We start from the raw sequence: 18,681 nt of genomic DNA on the forward strand, positions 1-18,681 counted from the left end.
AACGCCGAACCGCTCTATCTCATTGGTTTGACGCAATTCCGGACGAAAAACCGTTTCACCCTTTTCCTGGAATTGCTCTAGCGTGCGCTCTCTCGAGGGGGCGCCGCACACATGATCTCCATCTTTCTTCGCTTCTTTCTCGCTTGCCTGATCCTGCCGTTCCTTTGGGCGGCGGCAAATGCACAAGTCGTGAGCCGTCCGGATCCCGGCGACACCGTTCCTGGGCATCAGGGCGTTACCTATCTCGACCTTGCCGACATGGTCGTTCCCGTTCTCGCAGGCACGTCGCCGATCAAGATTCGTCACATCATCGGCGGCGATGACGGCGTGGCGCCGCCTTCTACCACCGACCTGTCGGACGCCGCCGCGCTCCCCGTCAAGGCCGGCGGCAAGGAACGGCTGGCGATGCTATTCGACCTTGGGCAGGTCTCCGACAGCGCCGAGGGCTTCGCCGTGCTGGCGCTCTATGATCTCGGCGGCAAGCCGAAACTGCTTGATGCGGTCAATGTCGCCATCGATCGGAGCACCTTCTTCCGCGATAGGAGCAGGCTTTCGATCGGTGCCGGCGATGACGCCATCGTCACCACGAGCACGCATTCCAATTCGAGCCAGGGCTATGTCGGCACACTGCTGATCATGGTCCGCGACGACCGCTTCCAGTTGATCGATTCAATCTTTACGTTCGATGAAAACTACTGCGGTTACAAGCGGACGCAGGACCTTGCCTTCAAGACGCTCCCGGGCGGCCATTATGCGGCGATCAAGGCGACGGTCACCGACGCCACGGCGCCGGGAGAAGGCTGCGAGGACAAACAGGCCAAGGCTTCGACGCAGAGGATCTCCGTGACCTACCGCTGGAGCAAGAAAGCATCGCGCTACATGCCTAGCTCCAAGGCGTTCGAGCGTTTGGCAGCAGAGAACGAGAAACGGTTCTGAGCCTGACGCATTCGTTTGCCCGGTCCGGCCGGCCGCGATAAATTCCCCTCACAACCCCGATCACGATTGAGGATCCGCCATGGACAAGGGCAAGATTTTTCGCGATCTGCACACCTCCACCTTCGTCATGCCCAATCCCTGGGATATCGGCACGACCAAGCTTCTTTCCTCCTTTGGCTTCAAGGCGCTGGCCACCACCAGCGCCGGCTTTGCCTTCTCGCGCGGCCTGCCCGACGGCGCCGTGACGTTCGATGCCATGATCCACCATTGCCGCGAGGTGACGGCGGCGACCGACCTGCCGGTTTCGGCCGATCTCGAGCGCGGCAAGGGCGACAGCCCCGAGCAGGCGGCCGAAACCATCTTCGCGGCCGAAGCCGCCGGCCTTGCCGGCTGCTCGATCGAGGACCATACCGGCGATCCCGACAATCCGATCTACGATTTCTCGCACGCGGTCGAACGCGTCGCCGCAGCCGTCGAGGCGGCTCGGGCGCTCAAGCACGATTTCGTCTTCACCGCGCGGGCCGAGAACTTCCTGTGGGGCAAGACCGATCTCGACGACACGATCAAGCGCCTGCAAGCCTTCGAGAAGGCCGGCGCGGATGTGCTTTACGCGCCGGGCCTGAGCGATGTCGAGACCGTGCGGACGGTCTGCGCGGCGGTGAGCAAGCCCGTCAACGTCATGGCGCGGCCCGGCTTCACCGTCACCGACCTTGCCATGGCGGGCGTCAAGCGCGTGTCGCTCGGGCCATGGCTGACGAATTTCGCCTACGGCATGCTGGAAACGGCGGCGCGCGAAATCCAGCAGGACGGCACCTTCGGCTTCACCCGTGCCGCCATGCCGTTCGGCAAGCTGCAGGCGCTGTTCCGCGAGGGCGGTACGGAGCAAGACTAGACAGGCTTGCGCACGGAGACCGCCTTGTGCAGATGCACCATCATGGCGGCCGCAAAGAGCGGCGTCAAAAGGTTGAGCAGCGGCACGGCGAGGATGAGGGCGATGACCAACCCGGCCAGGAAAACGGTGCCGGCATATTTGCGGCGCAGCGCCTTGGCCTCTGCCTCAGGACGAAAACGCATGGCGGCGAATTCGAAGAACTCGCGGCCCAGCAGATAGCCGTTGACGATGAAGAAGGCGGCGATGTTGATGCCCGGCACCAGCAGCAGAAGCAGGGCGACGATGTTGCCGAGGATCACGACGCCGAAGAATTTGATCGCCAGCACCAGTGAATGCAGCGCCGGCACGGCGCGGCCGGGCGGGTCGTTCGGGTAGTCGGTGCGCTCGACCACCTCGGCGACGTCGTCCAGGAACAGGCCGGCGATGATCGCCGTTACCGGCGCCACGAGCAGCGCCATTCCCACCGCGAGGACGATGCCGGCGATGATGCCGCCCAGCCATCCGGCCCAGGAAGGCAGGCCCGGAACAAGCGCCTGCAGCCACGGCCAGGCCAACCATTCGAGCAGGCTCTCGACACCTAACCACAACGCCACCAGCGCCAGCAGCGTCAGGCCCAGCGTCTTCAGGAAGACGGAGCGGAATTCGGTCGAGAACAGTTGGCTGGCGGCGGCGCGGGCGGCGTCTAGGATCACGGCAGGTCCAAGCCCTTATCGAGGAACGACGTTCCCGAGATAGGCGGGCTTGGCGGCTCGCGCAACCAAGGCGCATCGCGTCGACGCGCCCGTCCCCCTAAAACCACTCGACATGCGCTATTGCGCAAGCCTTGCCTGCCTTGCCGGAATGGTCATGGCGGCCACGCCGACGACGACGAAGGCCATGCCGAGCCAGGCCGTCGGGCCGAGGCTCTCGCCGAGGAAGACGGCGCCGATGCCGACGCCGATCGGCACGCGCAGATAGGCCTGCGAGGTGGTGCCGACCGAGCCCAGCGTATGGATGAGCCGGAAGAAGATCGAGAAGGCGAGCGCGGTGGAGAAGACCGAAAGCCCGAAGAGTGCCAGGATCGATGCCGTCGACGGCGTCAATGTCCAGGGCCGGTCGAAGACGAGACTTAAAGGTATAAGGATCGCGGCGCCGCAGATCATCGAGCCGGCCGCCGGCACCATCGGATCCAGTCCCCTGAAGTTTCGGCCGAAGATGGCGGCGCCCGCATAGCAGATGGTGGCGGCGACCACCGCAAGCTGCGCCCAGAGCTGATGGCCGATGCCGCCGAGAGCCTCGGTGCCGACAATGAGGCAAATGCCTGCGATACCGGCGCCGACGCCGACCAGCTTGCGCAGCGTCACCGGCTCGTGGCGGGTGATCAGCGCCGTCAGCAGGAAGGTGAAGATCGGCGATGTCGCGTTCAGGATCGTGGCGAGACCGGCGTCGATCGAGCGCTCGGCGGCCGCGATCAGCGTGAACGGGATGACGCTGTTGAGGCAGGCCTGGAACATGAAGCGGCGCCAGTTGACCATGTCCCGCGGCATGGCAAGGCCGCGCCAGCGGATGAGGCCAAGCAGAATGCCGCCGGCGATCAGGGTGCGCCCGGCGATGAAGGTCACAGGCGGGATCGTCTCGACGCCGATCTTGATGAAAGTGTAGGAGGCGCCCCACAGCACCGCGAGCAAGCCAAGCAGCGCCAGTTCGATGGTCATCTCGGTCTTTTCGGACATTGAGTAGTTCGTGCCTTCAGCCAGTTGCCGGATCCGCTTCTAGCTCATAGCGCGGCGGAAATGTTTCGATGACGGTGGAACCATAGCCGTGAGCGACGCGACTGTTATGGGCCAGTTCGACGCGAACACTGCCGCAGCCGGCGAACAATCCCGGCCAAGGTCGGCGCGATGCAAAACCGGCGCCGATTTTTCGGGGTAGGCAAAGCGGTTGCAAGCCGCTAGACCCGCGCCCGGCCGGCATGGCAGAAAGCCGGTAGACGTTGGCGGAGACTTTGATGCCGGAATATGACGTGCTTTGCATCGGCAATGCCATTGTCGACATCATCGCCCAGTGCGACGAGGCCTTTCTCGAAACCAACGGCATCATCAAAGGCGCGATGAACCTCATCGACACCAGGCGCGCCGAATTGCTCTACAGCCGCATGGGGCCGGCGATCGAGGCTTCGGGCGGCAGCGCCGGCAACACGGCGGCGGGCGTGGCGAGCTTCGGCGGCCGCGCCGCCTTCTTCGGCAAGGTTTCCAACGACGCGCTCGGCGACATCTACACTCACGATATCCACGCACAGGGCGTGGCCTTCGACACCAAGCCGCTCAAGGGCGAACCGCCAACGGCGCGCTCGATGATCTTCGTCACGCCGGACGGCGAGCGTTCGATGAACACCTATCTCGGCGCCTGCATCGAACTCGGGCCGGAAGATGTCGAGGCCGACAAGGCCGCCGGCGCCAAGGTCACCTATTTCGAAGGTTACCTGTGGGATCCGCCGCGCGCCAAGGAGGCTATCCGGCAGACCGCGAAGCTGGCGCACACCGCCGGCCGCGAGGTCTCGATGACGCTGTCGGATTCCTTCTGCGTCGACCGCTACCGCGACGAGTTCCTGGATCTGATGCGCTCCGGCACGGTCGACATCGTTTTCGCCAACAGCCACGAGATCAAGTCGCTCTACCAGACCGCTTCCTTCGACGACGCGCTGGCGGCGATACGCAAGGACTGCAAGATCGCCGCCGTCACCCGATCCGAAAAAGGCTCGGTGATCGTGCGCGGCGACGAGACCGTCACCATTCACGCGACGACGATCAGAGAACTGGTCGACACCACCGGCGCCGGCGATCTCTATGCCGCCGGCTTCCTCTACGGCTACACGACCGGTCGAAGCCTCAAAGACTGCGGCGATCTCGGCTCGCTGGCGGCCGGGCTGGTGATCCAGCAGATCGGCCCGCGGCCGCGGCAGAACCTGCGCCGCGAAGCGGAACAGGCGGGGCTGCTGTAGCGTGTCCACCTCTCCCATAAGCGGAGAGGGCAAACCCTCCTTGTCGCGCGCCTGTCACAGAGCGCTCCTACATGCACCCTGGGCGTTTCGCGGCTGACATTTCGGGACGCCCGCCAGTTGGGGTGTCGAATGCAAGACAGCAACCTTTACGGTCGCTGCGTCTGTTGCCGTTGCAATTGCCGCTTTCCGTTGTAGCCGTTCAAAACCGGCCGCGACCAGGGGGAGGAGCGCGGCGCGCAAGACAGATGCATGACCAGATTTCAGAATCCGCCTGATGGGATTTCGCAGGAGGCCCTGGCAGGCCTGGTGGCCGAGGCGGTGCGACAGGCACTGATGCAGCATGGCGCCCTGCTGGACGCGGAGGCCCTGGCTTCCGCAAGCGCGATTGCAGGCAGCGTTGCCGCCGCCCTTCCCTTCCTGCCACAGGCGCAGCGGCTTGCAATCACCTCCTTCAAAGGCCGCTGGAGCGAGCTGACGTCCGAGTTTTTCCGCATGACGGCGGAAAGAATCGCGCGCGCCGACCAGGCGGGCACCGACAGCGTGGACGAAAGCGCGACAACCGGGCTTGCCAGGCCCGCCTCCCGGCCTTTGGCCGCGCGAGCCTTGGAACTCCGGTCGATGCTCATCGAAGACTGGGCCGGCGAGGTTGCCGGGTCGACCTATCTGGAAGAGAAATTCCGCATACCCCGCTCGACGCTGCATCGCTGGCAGAGACGGGGCGAGGTGGTCGCGCTTCGCAAGGGCGGCCGCAAGCACGTCTTCCCGCTCGCCCAGTTCGTCGACGGCAGGCCTGCTCCGGGCATAAGCGATGTTTTGGCGGCGATCACCAATGCCAGGCTGGCCTGGTTCTGGCTGACCCGGCCCTCGCCCGAACTGGATGACCGTATCCCCATTGAAATGCTGCGCGAGGACATGGTCGAGGATGTGGTTCGCGTCGCGCACGCCTTGACCTGACCCTGACTTCCCGACGCAGGTCCGCGCCAGTGCCACGACACTATTAGCCGGATAATAATTCGTCATAAAGCCGTAATAAATGGCACAAATGGCACATTTTCATATAAAAATTATCGTCCTTAATGTATCCATTGTGCAATTTGTGCCGTTCTTTCAAATATGTGACGTGATATTTGCGCAACAAGACTTCTATAAGCGTCCAGAACGCACTTTTCAGTCGCAATCTCTGTTGTGAACGACCGCCAGTTGGGCCATGTCGAGGGCGAAGAAGCGCGCCGATGCGCGACTTTTTCAACGATGGGGACGGGGGTGGCAGAGCCTGCGAGGCATGCCCGAGCCTGTCTTGAACCTTTGACTGGAGATTCAAGAAAATGAACATCAAGAGCCTTCTACTCGGCTCCGCTGCGACGCTGATCGCAGTTTCGGGCGCCCGCGCCGCCGACGCGGTCACCGTCGCCGAGCCGGAACCGGCCGAATACGTCAAGATCTGCGACGTCTATGGCGCGGGTTACTTCTACATCCCCGGCACCGAGACCTGCCTGCGCGTCGGCGGCTACGTCCGCTATGACGCCGGCTTCGGCGATGTCGGCTCCTTCGATGGCCGCACGGCCACCGATCACGAGGACGGCGACGCGCAAAACAGCTGGAAGAAGAACGCCCGCTTCAACCTAAAGACATGGACCGGCCAGGAAACCGAACTCGGCACGTTGAAGACCTATACCGAGACCAAATTCAACTTTCCGAACGGTGGCGCCACCAGCGTGTCGCTGAGCTTTGCCTGGATCCAGCTTGGCGGCCTGCGCGTCGGTAAGGACGAAACGCCTTACGATCAGTTCATCGGCTATGCCGGCAACGTCATCCAGGACACGATCATCCCGTACGGCATCAAAGACACCAATGTCGTCAGCTACTACTTCGACGCCGGCAGCGGCTTCTCGGGCGTGATCTCGCTCGAAGAGGGCTCGGACGGTTCGGGCATATCCGGCACGATCGACAGCTATGTCCCGCATGTCGTCGGCGGTTTGAAGTACAAAGGCGACTGGGGCGCGGTCACTGGCGTCGTCGCCTATGACAGCAACTACGAGGAAGTGGCCGGCAAGGTTCGCTTGGACGTCAACGTCACCAAGGAACTGTCGCTGTTCATCATGGGCGGCTACGGCACCGACGACAATCTCCGCGACGATGCGGGTAACGTCATCGACGCTCATGGCCGCGGCTTCTACAAGCCGTGGGGCGGCAACTGGGCTGTGTGGGGTGGCGGCACCTACAAATTCAACGAGAAGACGGCGTTCAACCTCCAGGCCTCGGCTGACGACGACAAGAACTACGCGCTCGCAGCCAACGTCGCCTACACTATCGTTCCGGGCTTCACGATCACGACCGAAGTCGACTGGGATCATTTCGCCCACTTCGGCGACGGCACCTCGGCCGTCAACTGGACCAAGGCCGACAAGAAGAACAGCGTCGGCGGCATCGTCCGCTTCCAGCGCTCCTTCTGATCGAAGCTGCGATCTCACATGGAAAGGCCCGCGACATCGCCGCGGGCCTTTTTTTGCTTGTCCCTAGCCAATGTCGACCGGCTTTCCGGCTCCCTAGTTGCTCGCCGTATAGGCAGCGATCGCCGCCATGTTGACGATGTCTGAATCCTTGGCGTTGAGCGAGACGATCTGGACCGGCTTGTTCAAGCCGACGAGCAGCGGGCCGATGACGGTCGAGCCGCCGAGTTCCTGCAGCATCTTGGTCGAGATCGAGGCCGAGTGGAACGCCGGCATCACCAGCACATTGGCCGGGCCGGTCAGCCTGATGAAGGGATACTGCGCCATGGCGCGCGGGTTCAGCGCCACGTCGGCGGCCATCTCGCCGTCATACTCGAAATCGACGCGGCGCTTGTCGAGGATGCGCACGGCCTCCTGCACGCGCTCGGAGCGCTCGCCCTGCGGATGGCCGAAAGTGGAATAGGCGAGCATGGCAATCCTCGGCTCGTAGCCCATGCGGCGGGCAAAGCCCGCAGCCTCCTCGGCGATATCGGCGATCTGCTCGGCATTCGGCATGTCGTGCACGGCAGTGTCGGCAACCAGCACCGTGCGGCCCCTTGCCAGCACGATCGACACTCCGATGACGCGGTGACCCGGCTTGGCGTCGATGGCGCGGCGGATGTCGTCGAGCGCGGTCGAATAGTTGCGGGTCACGCCGGTGACGATGCCGTCGGCATCGCCCAGCGCCACCATGCAGGCGGCGAAATGGTTGCGGTCGTTGTTGATCAGGCGTTGACAGTCGCGGAACAGGTAGCCCTTCCGCTGCATGCGCTCGTAAAGATAGTCGGTATAGATCGAGTTGCGGCGCGACAGCCTGGCATTGATGATCTCGAGGCCCTGCTTGTTGAGATCGATGCCGGCGTTGCGGGCATTCTCCTTGATGACGTCGTCGCGGCCGAGCAGGATCGCCGTGCCGAGCTTCTGGTTCACATAGGAGACGGCGGCGCGCATCACCTGCTCCTCCTCGCCCTCGGCGAAGACGATGCGCTTGGGCTGGCGGCGGACGCGGTCGTAGATGCGCTGGAGGGTCGACGCGATCGGGTCGCGGCGGGCGGAAAGCTCATGCGCGTAGCGGTCGAGGTCGAGGATCGGCTTGCGGGCGACGCCGGACTCCATCGCCGCCTTCGCTACCGCGAGCGGGATCGCCGAGATCAGGCGCGGATCGAACGGCACCGGAATGATGTAGTTCGGGCCGAATTTCGGTCGGTTGCCCTGATAGGCGGCGGCGACATCATCCGGCACGTCCTGGCGCGCCAGCTCGGCCAACGCCCGGGCCGCGGCGATCTTCATCTCGTCATTGATGGTGGTGGCCCGGACATCCAGCGCGCCGCGGAAGATATAAGGGAAGCCCAGCACATTGTTGACCTGGTTCGGGTAGTCCGAGCGGCCGGTCGCCATGATGGCGTCGGTGCGGATCTCGCCCACTTCCTCCGGGGTGATTTCCGGATCGGGATTGGCCATGGCGAAGATGATCGGGTTCTTCGCCATCGACTGCACCATGGCGGGGGTCAGCGCGCCTTTGGCGGACAGGCCGAGGAAGACGTCGGCACCGTCCAGCGCCTCGGCGAGGCTGCGCGCCTCGGTCTTGACCGCATGTGCCGACTTCCACTGGTTCATGCCTTCGGTACGGCCCTGGAAGACCACGCCTTTGGTGTCGCAAAGGATGATGTTTTCCGGCGAAAAACCCATCGCCTTCATCAGTTCGATGCAGGCGATGCCGGCGGCGCCGGCGCCGTTGCAGACCATCTTGGTGGTCTTCATGTCGCGGCCGGTGATCTCCAGCGCGTTGATCAGCCCGGCGGACGAGATGATGGCGGTGCCGTGCTGGTCGTCATGGAAGACGGGGATGTCCATCAATTCGCGCAGGCGCTGCTCGATGATGAAGCATTCCGGCGCCTTGATATCCTCGAGGTTGATGCCGCCGAAGGAGGGGCCGAGGAAACGCACGCAGTTGATGAACTCGTCGGCGTCCTCGGTCGCGACTTCAAGATCGACGGAATCGACGTCGGCGAAGCGCTTGAACAAAACCGCCTTGCCTTCCATGACCGGCTTCGAGGCCAGCGCGCCGAGATTGCCGAGCCCCAAGATGGCGGTGCCGTTGGAAATGACGGCGACCATGTTGCCGCGCGTCGTGTAGTCGAAGGCGCGGCTCGGGTCCTCCGCGATGGCGCGCACCGGAACGGCGACGCCCGGCGAATAAGCAAGGCTGAGATCGCGCTGGGTGGCCATCGGCTTGGTGGCGACGATCTCCAGCTTGCCTGGACGCCCCATGGCGTGGAATTCGAGCGCTTCCTGCGCGCTGACGGAGGGCCCGCTGCTTTCGGTTTTCCTGGCCATGATGCTTCTGATTTCCTCGCCTTGCGGCACCGCTTGGCATGGGTGCTTGCTTATGGATTCCCGGATTAAGGCTACACGCGGCCGCTGTAAACCGACAAGCCGGGCAAAGCTGCTTCAACGCGGAAGACCCAAGCGTTGCCGAGGCTCGGTTGGCGACCGGCTGGCAGCATGGCTCGCGGTTTCCCCTGCTTTTCGAGCACCCGGCATTAAACCCTCCGGTCACATCTGCTAGCGTCCCGATATGAACATGCATATGTCCACCGAGACCGACGCCCAGGAAACGACGACGCCGCCGCCAGCCACGGGCGGCGTCACGCCGATGATGGAGCAGTATATCGAGATCAAGGCGGCGAACCCGGATTCGCTGCTCTTCTACCGCATGGGCGATTTCTACGAGCTGTTCTTCGACGACGCCGAGAAAGCAAGCCAGGCGCTGGGCATTGTTTTGACCCGGCGCGGCAAGCACCAGGGCCACGACATTCCGATGTGCGGCGTGCCGGTGCATGCGGCGGACGACTATCTGCAGAAGCTGATCGCACAAGGTTTCCGCGTCGCCGTGTGCGAGCAGATCGAGGACCCGGCGGAAGCCAAGAAACGCGGCTCGAAATCGGTGGTGCGGCGCGACGTGGTGCGGCTGGTCACGCCCGGCACCATCACCGAGGACAAGCTGCTCGCGCCCTCGGAATCGAGCTTCCTGATGGCGCTGGGCAGGGTGAAGGGCGGCAATTCGGCCAGCCAAGGCAGCTTCGCGCTGGCATGGATCGACATATCGACGGGCGCGTTCCGCGTGGCGGAAACCACGGCCGAGCGGCTGCTTGCCGACATCTTCCGCGTCGACCCGCGCGAACTGATCGTCGCCGAGCCGGTGTTCCACGACCCGGAACTGCGACCGGTCTTCGACGTGCTTGGCCGGGTCGCCAACCCGCAGCCGCCGTCACTGTTCGATTCGGCATCGGCCACCGGCCGCATCGCCCGCTTCTTCGAGGTGGCGACGCCGGACAGTTTCGGAACCTTCTCGCGCGCCGAGCTGTCGGCAATCTCGGGCGCCATCGCCTATGTCGAGAAGACGCAGAAGGCCGAGCGGCCGCCGCTGTCGCGGCCCGAGCGCGAGGAGAGCGGCTCGACGCTGTTCATCGACCCGGCGACGCGCGCCAATCTGGAACTGTTGCGCACGCTTTCCGGCAGCCGCGACGGCTCGCTGTTCAAGGCGATCGACCGCACGGTGACCGGCGGCGGAGCGAGATTGCTCGCCGACCGGCTGATGGCGCCTCTGACCGACCCGGCGGCGATCACGGCAAGACTGGATTCGGTGTCGTTCTTCCGTTCCGAGACGCGGCTTTGCCAAGGGGTGCGGGCCAGTCTAAAAAGCGTCGCCGACATGCCGAGGGCGCTGTCCAGGCTGGCGCTCAACCGCGGCGGCCCGCGCGACCTCGGCGCGCTGCGCGCCGGCTTCGAGGCGGCCGGCGCGATCGCCGCACTGTTCGCGACGTCGGCGCTGCCCGCCGAGCTCGCCGCCGCGCTGGCAGCGATCAATGCCTTGCCCGAGGCGCTCGCCCGCCACCTCAGCGAGGCGCTCGACGACGAGTTGCCGCTGATCAAGCGCGACGGCGGCTTCGTGCGCTCCACCTATAATGCCGAACTCGACGAGATGCGGGCGCTGCGTGACGAGTCGCGAAAAGTGATCGCCGGGCTGGAGCGCTCGCTGGTCGAGGAGACCGGTATCCGCTCGCTGAAGATCCGCCGCAACAATGTGCTGGGCTACTATATCGAGGTCACCGCCAACCACCATGGCGTGATGACCGGCAGCGATGCCGCCAAGGCGCGCTTCATCCATCGCCAGACTATGGCCAACGCCATGCGCTTCACGACGACGGAACTCGCGGAGCTGGAATCAAAGATCGCCAACGCCGCCGACAAGGCACTGAGCATCGAGCTTGCCGCCTTCGACCGGCTGACGGCGGAGGTCGTCGGCGAGGCCGACAGCATCCGCGCCGGCGCCGAGGCGCTAGCCGTGCTCGACGTCTCGTCGGCTCTCGCTCTGCTTTCCGAAAGCGAGGGCTGGTGCCGGCCGATTGTCGATTCCGGCCTCGCCTTCGAGATCTCCGGCGGGCGTCATCCGGTCGTCGAGCAGGCACTCAGGCGTTCAGGCGAGGGCCCGTTCGTCGCCAACGACTGCGACCTCTCGCCCGAAGGTGCAGCGAAGGCCGGCGCGATCTGGCTGCTCACCGGGCCGAACATGGGCGGCAAGTCGACCTTCCTCAGGCAGAACGCTCTGATCGCCATCCTGGCCCAGACCGGCTCCTTCGTGCCGGCGCAGAGTGCCCATATCGGCGTCGTCGACCGGCTGTTCTCGCGCGTCGGCGCCTCGGACGATCTGGCGCGCGGCCGCTCGACCTTCATGGTTGAGATGGTCGAGACGGCCGCGATCCTCAACCAGGCAGGCGAGCGGGCGCTGGTCATCCTCGACGAGATCGGGCGCGGCACGGCGACCTTCGACGGTCTGTCGATCGCCTGGGCGGCGGTCGAATACCTGCACGAGAAGAACCGCTGCCGGGCGATCTTCGCCACCCATTTCCACGAGATGACGGCGCTGGCCGGCAAGCTTGCCCGGCTTCACAACGTCACCATGCGGGTCAAGGAATGGGAAGGCGACGTCGTCTTCCTGCACGAGGTCGGCAAGGGCGCGGCAGACCGTTCCTACGGCGTCCAGGTGGCGCGGCTCGCCGGCCTGCCGGAAGCGGTGGTCGCCCGCGCCAAGGAAGTTCTGCATCAATTGGAGGAAGGCGAAGTCTCGGGCAAGACCAACCGTCTGGTCGACGACCTGCCGCTGTTTTCGGTGGCAGTGAAGCGCGAAGCGCCGAAGCCGGCCAAGATCGATGCGTTGGGCGAGGCGCTTGGCGCCATCAACCCCGACGAGATGACGCCAAGGGAAGCCTTGGAAGCGCTCTATCGGCTGAAGGGTCTGACGGCGAAGCAATAGCTCAGTCTTGACCGTCGTTCACTGTTGACTCATTGTACCGCTCGGTACAGTGTCGGCTACCGATGATCGGAACCGACAGGAGATTTTCATGAGCCGTCCGCCATTGCCGCCGTTCACGGCGGAAACCGCAGCGCAGAAGGCGCGGCTCGCGGAGGACGCCTGGAACAGCCGCGACCCTGAGCGGGTGTCGCTCGCCTACACCGAGGACAGCGTCTGGCGGAACCGGGCCGAATTCATCTCGGGCCGGGGCGAGATCGTCGGCTTCCTCAAGCGCAAATGGGCGCGCGAGCTGGACTACCGCCTCATCAAGGAGGTCTGGACTTGGAACGACAACCGTATCGCCGTGCGCTTCGCCTATGAATGGCATGACGACAGCGGCCACTGTTTCCGCTCCTACGGCAACGAGAATTGGGAATTCGACGAAGCCGGGCTGATGCGGCGGCGCGTGGCGAGCATCAACGACCTGCCGATCGCCGAGAGCGAGCGGAAGTATCACTGGCCACTCGGACGCCGGCCGGACGACCATCCCGGCCTTTCGGAACTCGGACTGTAAAGCCGCGAATGCGACGAATCGCGCCCGATCGCGACGGCCTGCTGGCCATGATCGGCGAGGTTTTCCGCGAGCACGGCTATGAGGGCGCCAGCCTGGCCCTGATCGGTGCCGCTACGGGGCTCGGCAAGGGAAGTCTTTACCACTTCTTTCCCGGCGGCAAGGAAGAGATGGGACGGGCCGTCATTGCCCATATCGACTGCTGGTTCGAGGAGAATGTCTTTGCGCCGCTGCGCGACAGCACCGATCCACAGGTCGGGATCGAACGGATGCTCGCGGCAACGGACAGCTATTTCCGCTCGGGGCGCCGGGTTTGCCTGATCGGCGCCTTCGCGCTGGAGGAACCGCGCGATCTTTTCGCCGATCAGATCCGGGACTATTTCGGCCGCTGGGTCACCCACCTCGCCGATGCGCTGGCGCGAGCTGGGCACCAGCCGGGCGAGGCCAGCGAGTTGGCCGAAGAAGCCGTCGCCGCCATCCAGGGCGCACTCACACTCGCCCGCGCCGCCGATGACGCCGACGTGTTTGCGCGTGCGCTTCGCAGGGTGCGCGTGAGGCTGGGGCTGACGGCGGGCGGCTAGATAGCTAAACAGGTTCGAAGCGGAAGGCTGTCTCGGTTCGATGAACCCGACCGACGCCGGGTGAATCGAGATGCGCGCCTGCAACGAAATGGCCGTTGTCGGCGGCAAGACCAAGTATTCGCAACCGGCTTGCGCGCGCCTGCTCCTGGTCGGCGTCGAATTCCCATGCGACCTCCGGCCGATCGAACTGAAGCGACGGCACATGCACGGTGTCGCCCCAGATCAACAATGTTTCGCCGCGGCTCGTGACACGAAAGCAGGTATGGCCGATTTCGTGGCCGGGAGCGGCGATCGCCTCGATACTCGCGCTCAGGCGCTGTCCCGGGTCCAAAGGTTTTGCTCGATCATGGAAGCGGCTCAACCTTGCAACCGACCGGAACATGTCGAGCTCGGCTCGAGGCACAAGCAAGCGGGCGAGCTGCGGGAAACCGTCCCCGCCGTCCGGGAGGATGAGCCCGTGGATATGGTCGAGATGGGTGTGGGTGAAGGCAACCGTGCGTATCCGATCGACGGCGATCTTCGCCTCGCTTAGCGCCTGCGGCAGAAAGCCCATTGTCGGATGCCATGCGTTCGAGCATCCCGTATCGATCAGCGTGATTGCTTCGCCTTCTTCGATGGCAAAGGCATTCACCGACAATCTGAGTGCGCCATCGAAGAGCGGTACCTGCGACGGGAGGTCGTCGCCGAAGCGCTTGTCTCCCGGCTGGCGCAGTCGCCGGACCGGCATGTCGACATAGCCGTCGCGCAGCGACGCGACCGTCATGTCGCCGATCCTATAGGTCGCGTGATGAGGACCGTCTGAAATTCGCTCCAACACTTGCCCTCCGTTCGATCGCAAAATCCGGATTGACGTTTCGGGCTAGATCATTTCCAGGCCGCGCTTGCGCGTCGGCGGCGGGAAGGCGCGGTCGAGCTCGGCGAAATCCTGAGGCGTCAGAGCGATGTCGAGCGCGGCGGCGTTCTGGCGGACATGCTCCTGCCGGCTGGCCTTCGGGATGGCGATGACGCCTTTCTGCGCCATCACCCAGGCAAGAGCGATCTGCGCGGCCGTCGCGTTATGGCGGGCGGCGATCGCGTCAAGCCTGGCGTTGCGCGCCAGCGCGCCCTGCTCGACCGGGGAATAGGCCATCAGCGGGATGCCGCGCTTCAGGCTCCAGGGCGCGAGGTCGAATTCCGGACCGCGCCGCGAGAGGTTGTAGAGGACCTGGTTGGTCTGGACGTTGCCGCCGGAAGCGAGGCCCACCAGTTCCTCCATATCGTCGGTGTCGAAATTGCTGACGCCCCAGTGGCGGATCTTGCCGGCCGCCTTCAAGGCCTCGAAGGCTTCCACGGTTTCGGCCAAAGGCACGCTGCCCGGCCAGTGCAGCAGATAGAGATCGATGCGGTCGGTGGCGAGACGTTTGAGGCTGTTCTCGCAGGCCCGCATGACGCCGGCCCGCGAGGCATTGGTCGGCAGCACCTTGGAAACCAGGAAGGTCTCGTCGCGGCGCCCGGCGATGGCTTCCGCCACCACCTCCTCGGCACCGCCGCCGGCATACATCTCCGCCGTATCGATGAGCGTGATGCCGAGGTCCAGCCCGAGTTTCAATGCCGCGACCTCGTCGGCGCGGCGCCGGCGGTCCTCGCCCATTTTCCACGTGCCCTGGCCCAGCACCGGAACGGCTTCGCCCGACGGCAGCGTGGTGGTTCTGATCTTGGAAGACGTGGGCCTGGAAGACGTGGGCTTGGAAGACATGGGCTTGGAAGACATGGGGGGCTCGCTCCGCGTGAAGCCGGATCGCAGCACAGCCATGGCCGGAAATCCAGACCGAGGTCCCCGCTTCTGTCCGGATTCCGGCGCGGGGAATTACTCCACCGGATGCTTGGCAAGCCAGTCCTGCATCTCTTTGATCTCGGCTTCCTGCGCCTTGACGACGCCTTCGGCGAGCTTACGAATTTCCGGGTCCTTGCCGTTGGCGATCACCACCTTGGCCATGTCGATCGCGCCCTGGTGATGCGGGATCATGCCGCGCACGAAATCGACATCGGCATTGCCGGTGTACCCGATCATCATGTCGTTGTGCATTTTGTCCATCGCCGCCTTGTAGCCGTCGGTGGCGGGGCTATCCGTACCCATCGCCATGCCGGCCATATTGTGCTTCGTCTCTTCCGACTGCGCCGGAACGCTTTCGAGGAACACGGCGAGCAGCATTCCCGCCGCCATCAAGAGCAGCACAATCTTCTTGGCCAAGGTCATCCAGTATCTCCTGTTGAATGGAATGTCGTATCTGGGGGCTTCGGTCAGAGTTTCAACGTTCTCAGTCGCAATGCGTTGCCGATCACCGAGACCGACGACAGGCTCATCGCCACCGCCGCAATCATCGGCGACAGAAGCGTGCCGGTGAGCGGGTAGAGCACGCCGGCGGCGACCGGCACGCCGAGCACGTTGTAGAGGAAGGCGAAGAACAGGTTCTGGCGAATGTTGCGGATCGTCGTCTGGGCGAGCGTACGGGCTCTGACGATGCCGTTGAGGTCGCCCTTGACCAGCGTTATGCCGGCGCTTTCGACAGCGACATCGGCGCCCGTGCCCATGGCGATGCCAACGTCGGCGCCGGCCAGCGCCGGCGCGTCGTTGACGCCGTCGCCAGCCATGGCGACGCCGGCGCCCTTGGCGCGTAACTCCTCGACCAGAGCGCCCTTCTCATCCGGCAGCAGGCCGGCGCGAACCTCATCGATGCCGAGCCTGCCGGCGATCGCTTTTGCCGTGCGCTCATTGTCGCCGGTCGCCATGATGATCCTCAGGCCCCTGTCGTGCAGCGCCTTGATCGCTTCGGCAGTGGTTGCCTTGATCGGGTCGGCGACGGCGACGAAGCCGGCGAGCTTGCCGCCGACGGCAACGAACATCGCCGTCTTGCCTTCGCCCTGCAAGGCCTCAGCCTTTGCCGAAACCGGTGCGGTGTCGACGCCGAGATCGGCCATCATCGCCGCGTTGCCGAGTGCGACTTTCCTGCCCGATACCGTGCCGGAGACGCCCTTGCCGGTGATTGCCTCGAAGTTTTCGGCCTCGGCAAGCTTGACGCCGCGTTCGGCGGCACCCTCGACGATCGCCTCGGCGAGCGGATGTTCCGAGCCTTTTTCGAGCGCTGCGGCGAGCGCCAGCAGATCGTTCCCGTCGCTGGCCTCGACAGCAACCACGTCGGTCAGCCGCGGCCTGCCCTCGGTCAAGGTGCCGGTCTTGTCGACGATCAGCGTATCGACGGAAGCGAAGCGCTCGAGCGCCGCCGCCTCCTTGATCAGCACGCCGGCTTGCGCGCCGCGTCCGGTCGCGGTCATGATCGACATCGGCGTGGCGAGACCGAGAGCGCAGGGACAGGCGATGATCAGCACCGATACAGCGGAGACGATGGCGAAGATCAGGCTCGGCTGAGGGCCGAACAGCGCCCAGGCGATGAAGGAAATGATCGCGACCAGCACGACAGCGGGAACGAAATAGAAGGACACGCGGTCGGCCAGCCCCTGGATCGGCGCGCGTGAGCGCTGCGCCTTGGCGACCATTTCGACGATGCGTGAGAGCGTCGTCTCGGCGCCGACCTTTTCGGCGCGCATGATCAGCGAGCCGTTCTTGTTCAGCGTGCCGCCGGTAAGGTTGTCGCCTTCGGTCTTCTCGACCGGGAGCGGTTCGCCGGTGATCATGGACTCGTCGATCGCCGAGCGGCCTTCCAGCACTATGCCGTCGACGGGAACGGCGTCGCCCGGACGGATGCGCAGCATATCGCCGACCTGCACGCTGTCGAGCGGCACATCCTTCTCGGAACCGTCGGCACCGATCAGCCGCGCCGTCTTCGGGGCAAGGTCGAGGAGCGCGCGGATGGCCGAGCCGGTGCGTTCGCGGGCTCTGAGTTCCAGCACCTGGCCGAGGAACACCAGCGCGACGATGACCGCGGCTGCCTCGAAATAGACCGGCACGGCGCCGTCATGGCCGCGGAACTGGTGCGGGAAGATGTCCGGGAACAGGGCGGCGACCACGCTGTAAAGATAGGCGGCGCCGACGCCGAGCGAGATCAGCGTCCACATGTTGGGGCTGCGATTCAGGATCGATTCCCAGCCGCGATGGAAGAAGGGCAAGGCCGCCCACAGCACCACCGGGCTCGCCAACGCCAGCTCTGCCCATGTCTTCGCCCGGCCGTCGATGAAGCTTTCGAAGCTCAAACCGAGCATCGGCGCCATGGCGGCGATGAGCAGAGGCAAGGACAAAACGGCGCTTACCCAAAGGCGACGGGTGAAATCCACCAGTTCCGGATTCGGCCCCTCGTCGCCGGTTGGCACGCCCATCGGCTCCAGCGCCATGCCGCAGATCGGGCAGGAACCGGGCTTGTCGCGGATGATCTCGGGATGCATCGGGCAGGTGTATTGCGTGCCCTTCGGCATCGGCTCCGGCTCTGGCCGGCCGGCGAGGTATTTTGCCGGCTCGGCTTCGAACTTGGCCTTGCAGCCGCTTGAGCAGAAATAGAAGCCCTGGCCTTCGTGGCGCACGAAGTGCTTCGCGCTCGCGCGGTCGACACTCATGCCGCAGACGGGATCGATTGCGGTCAGATATGTTTCCGGATCGGCCTGGAACTTCGTGCGGCAGCGCTCGCTGCAGAAATGAAATGTCCGTCCGCCATGCTCGGCCGTCGGCTTGCCGGCGGCCGGATCGACCGTCATGCCGCAGACAGGGTCGCGAATCACCGCTTCGGCCGCAGGCGCGGCATTCTTGGCCGAACAGCAGGATGCGCCGTGTGCATGATGGTGGCTGTGGTCGGAATGGCTCATGATCAAATGCCTCGGAATTCTCGAATGAGGCGGACGTAGTCCTTCCAGTAACTGGAAGGTCAAGGGCGGGTTTCGTTTTTTGGAAGATTTTGCCGGGCAGCCGCGGGTGGTGCTCCTCGTCTACTGCAGCAAAGCGCATTCGCCA

Annotated in this window: 15 protein-coding genes; 8 read left to right on the top strand and 7 right to left on the bottom strand. The window is 64.5% G+C overall.

Features of this window, described 5'->3' with window-relative positions:
* Positions 1-111 precede the first annotated feature (111 nt).
* Complete coding sequence (locus tag EN853_RS03490; protein ID WP_127857875.1) at positions 112-936, top strand: hypothetical protein; 825 nt, start codon at positions 112-114, stop codon at positions 934-936.
* A 79-nt stretch (positions 937-1,015) separates the two neighbouring features.
* Complete coding sequence (locus EN853_RS03495) at positions 1,016-1,828, top strand: oxaloacetate decarboxylase (protein WP_127857876.1); 813 nt, start codon at positions 1,016-1,018, stop codon at positions 1,826-1,828.
* Here EN853_RS03495 and EN853_RS03500 read toward each other — a convergent pair.
* Complete coding sequence (locus EN853_RS03500; protein WP_127857877.1) at positions 1,825-2,520, bottom strand: sulfate transporter family protein; 696 nt, start codon at positions 2,518-2,520, stop codon at positions 1,825-1,827. The genes EN853_RS03495 and EN853_RS03500 overlap by 4 nt on opposite strands.
* Positions 2,521-2,637: 117 nt before the next feature.
* Complete coding sequence (locus EN853_RS03505) at positions 2,638-3,540, bottom strand: EamA family transporter (protein WP_127857878.1); 903 nt, start codon at positions 3,538-3,540, stop codon at positions 2,638-2,640.
* A 275-nt stretch (positions 3,541-3,815) separates the two neighbouring features.
* On the opposite strand from EN853_RS03505, the gene EN853_RS03510 reads away from it, so the two are divergent.
* The 3 genes from EN853_RS03510 to EN853_RS03520 all read left to right on the top strand — a co-directional run bounded on the left by EN853_RS03510 (position 3,816) and on the right by EN853_RS03520 (position 7,261).
* The gene (locus EN853_RS03510) at positions 3,816-4,808 is read left to right on the top strand and encodes an adenosine kinase (RefSeq protein WP_127857879.1); all 993 of its coding nucleotides are present in this window, start codon (positions 3,816-3,818) and stop codon (positions 4,806-4,808) included.
* A 306-nt stretch (positions 4,809-5,114) separates the two neighbouring features.
* Positions 5,115-5,762 (top strand): hypothetical protein, encoded by a 648-nt coding sequence (locus tag EN853_RS03515; RefSeq protein ID WP_348631558.1) that lies wholly within the window; start codon positions 5,115-5,117, stop codon positions 5,760-5,762.
* A 371-nt stretch (positions 5,763-6,133) separates the two neighbouring features.
* Positions 6,134-7,261 (top strand): porin, encoded by a 1,128-nt coding sequence (locus tag EN853_RS03520; RefSeq protein WP_127857881.1) that lies wholly within the window; start codon positions 6,134-6,136, stop codon positions 7,259-7,261.
* A gap of 93 nt (positions 7,262-7,354) precedes the next feature.
* Here the strand turns inward: EN853_RS03520 and EN853_RS03525 are convergent, their stop codons facing one another.
* A complete protein-coding gene (locus EN853_RS03525) occupies positions 7,355-9,634 on the bottom strand; it encodes an NADP-dependent malic enzyme (protein WP_127857882.1) in 2,280 nt (759 codons plus the stop codon).
* A 241-nt stretch (positions 9,635-9,875) separates the two neighbouring features.
* On the opposite strand from EN853_RS03525, the gene mutS reads away from it, so the two are divergent.
* From mutS to EN853_RS03540, 3 genes are all read left to right on the top strand, one after another.
* A complete protein-coding gene (mutS, locus tag EN853_RS03530) occupies positions 9,876-12,614 on the top strand; it encodes a DNA mismatch repair protein MutS (RefSeq protein WP_127857883.1) in 2,739 nt (912 codons plus the stop codon).
* Positions 12,615-12,702: 88 nt separating this feature from the next.
* Positions 12,703-13,167 (top strand): nuclear transport factor 2 family protein, encoded by a 465-nt coding sequence (locus EN853_RS03535; protein WP_167524359.1) that lies wholly within the window; start codon positions 12,703-12,705, stop codon positions 13,165-13,167.
* 8 nt (positions 13,168-13,175) lie between these two features.
* Positions 13,176-13,745 (top strand): TetR/AcrR family transcriptional regulator, encoded by a 570-nt coding sequence (locus EN853_RS03540; protein ID WP_127857884.1) that lies wholly within the window; start codon positions 13,176-13,178, stop codon positions 13,743-13,745.
* Positions 13,746-13,749: 4 nt separating this feature from the next.
* Here EN853_RS03540 and EN853_RS03545 read toward each other — a convergent pair whose 3' ends face one another.
* From EN853_RS03545 to EN853_RS03560, 4 genes are all read right to left on the bottom strand, one after another.
* Positions 13,750-14,508: an MBL fold metallo-hydrolase gene (locus EN853_RS03545; protein WP_245516800.1), complete on the bottom strand. Its 759-nt coding sequence runs from the start codon at positions 14,506-14,508 to the stop codon at positions 13,750-13,752.
* Between the two features lie 96 nt (positions 14,509-14,604).
* Positions 14,605-15,480 carry an aldo/keto reductase gene (locus tag EN853_RS03550; protein ID WP_127857967.1) on the bottom strand — a complete coding sequence of 292 codons (876 nt, stop codon included), beginning with the start codon at positions 15,478-15,480 and terminating at the stop codon, positions 14,605-14,607.
* A gap of 111 nt (positions 15,481-15,591) precedes the next feature.
* Complete coding sequence (locus tag EN853_RS03555) at positions 15,592-15,981, bottom strand: DUF305 domain-containing protein (RefSeq protein ID WP_127857886.1); 390 nt, start codon at positions 15,979-15,981, stop codon at positions 15,592-15,594.
* A gap of 44 nt (positions 15,982-16,025) precedes the next feature.
* Positions 16,026-18,536, bottom strand: coding sequence for a heavy metal translocating P-type ATPase (locus EN853_RS03560; RefSeq protein WP_127857887.1), 2,511 nt, complete (start codon positions 18,534-18,536; stop codon positions 16,026-16,028).
* Positions 18,537-18,681 lie beyond the last annotated feature (145 nt).

The sequence above is a fragment of the Mesorhizobium sp. M1C.F.Ca.ET.210.01.1.1 genome (assembly GCF_004791585.1).
GTDB lineage: Bacteria > Pseudomonadota > Alphaproteobacteria > Rhizobiales > Rhizobiaceae > Mesorhizobium.